At 74.0% G+C, this 1,649-nt stretch carries 1 protein-coding gene; it reads right to left on the bottom strand.

All coding sequences use genetic code 11. The annotated features are described in order from the left end of the window. Nucleotides 1-52: 52 nt before the first annotated feature. Nucleotides 53-1,649 (bottom strand): hypothetical protein (locus H5J26_RS30785; protein ID WP_181769224.1); only part of this gene is annotated, 1,597 nt, incomplete at its 5' end.

Here is a 1,649-nt window from a genome sequence, read left to right as displayed (position 1 = left end):
AGGGTCGCAACCCTGCGCAACCCTGCGCGGATCAGCGTGACTTGGCGGCCGCTCAGCGCGGTTCGTGCAACACCCGGCCGTTCGCCAGTCGCGCGGTCAGCCTCGGCTTCGGCCCCTCCTCCACGGGCAGCATCAGAGTGCGGTCCGGCGACGCCGCGCCGGTCCCGCTCCGGTTCCTCGCCTTGATGCCGGTCACCTGCGGGCTGCCCGCGGCCAGCAGATAGCGGTTCCCCGCACTCGACTCCCACAGCACCCCGCTCACCGCGTGCGGTTCGCGCGGCCCGCACGCGGGAGTCTCCCCGGCACGCGTGGTGACGACGGCCGCCTGGGACGGCTTGTCGGAGGGGGGCTGGAACTCGCCGATCACCCGGGCGCCCTTGCCTCGCCAGGTCTCGCCCCGGATGCACGACCAGGAGGCCACGCCCTCGCTCTCCGGCAGCGACTGCCGCCCGAACTCCCAGGAGTTGACCGAGCGCATGCCGGTCCCCCACAGGGAACGGAGCCCGCAGGCACGGTGGGCGAGACCCGCCCTCGCGTTGGGACTCGTCGCGTCGGTCAACTTCCCGCCGGGGGAGCCGGAGGTGAGCCGCACAGCCGTCAACTCGCCCAGATCCGTGTAGAGATGACGGATGCCCGGGCCGGAAGCCGAACCGGTCGTCAGCAGCAGCCCGGGCCACCGTACGCAGTCGACGGGATCGTTGCCGGGCCCCGTCACCGCCGCGATCACACCGTCCTCCTCCTGCCGCAGGGGACTGCCGCGGTCCGCGGGCCGCAGCAGGTCGACCTCGGCGGCCTCCGTCACCCAGGGAGCGGTCAGATAGCGGATGTCGGAGTCGCTGCGTGAGATCACCAGCGCACCGGCGGCGGCGGTGTCCGCGCCGTCCGTACGGGCCAGATCCAGCACGGCGCCTCCCTCCTGCGCACCTTCCGGCTCCGCGTAACGCGCCACTCGCAGACCGTCGTGCAGCAGGACGACGCTCGCACCGTCGACCCGGCCCGCGTACAGCAGAGACGGCGGTCCCACGGGGGGCCCTGCGGGGGTGCCGCGCGTCGCGGACACGGTCACGAGCTTTCCCGGGCGGGCCCATACGGCCAGGGCGCGGCGCAGCAGGTCCTGGTCGTCGGTGAGGTCGCCGCGCGCGGGCCAGGCGGAGAAGTCGGCGCGCGAGGCCCGCTTCCAGGCGCTCGGGGAGACCCGGGTCAACTCACCGGGATCCAGGGCCTTTTCGGACGAGGGGTTACGGGCGTAGACGGGGGCAGCGGCACCCTCCGGGCCCCACGAGCCGTCGGGAAGCCCGAGCAGCGCACCGCAGACGAGGAGTGCGGCCAGCGCAGCGAGCGCGGCGCGGCTGTGCTGACGCCGGCGCATCAAGTCGGTCGGCCGCGCCTGCAAGGTGCACGGGTCGAACTCGGGAGAGCCCAGCAGCGACCGGTCCCTGCTGCTCGACGGCCTCCGGATCGTGTCCGCCTCCGCGAGCGCCGTGGCGGGGATCGGCACACCCGCTTCGGCCAGTGTGCGGCGCACTTCGGCGTCCCCCATGCCTTCGAGGCCGCGCAGCACGTAGGCCGCGCGAGCAGCCCCGGAGACCTGCGACAGCGCCTGGTCCAGGGCGAGTTCGTCGGCACCGCCGGAGCGCGGGAAGAGCCGC

This window comes from Streptomyces albidus (ex Kaewkla and Franco 2022), from assembly GCF_013870515.1.
GTDB lineage: Bacteria > Actinomycetota > Actinomycetes > Streptomycetales > Streptomycetaceae > Streptomyces > Streptomyces albidus.
The sequence above is the reverse complement of the archived record's forward strand: the minus strand, read 5'-3'. Positions and strand labels throughout refer to the sequence as shown.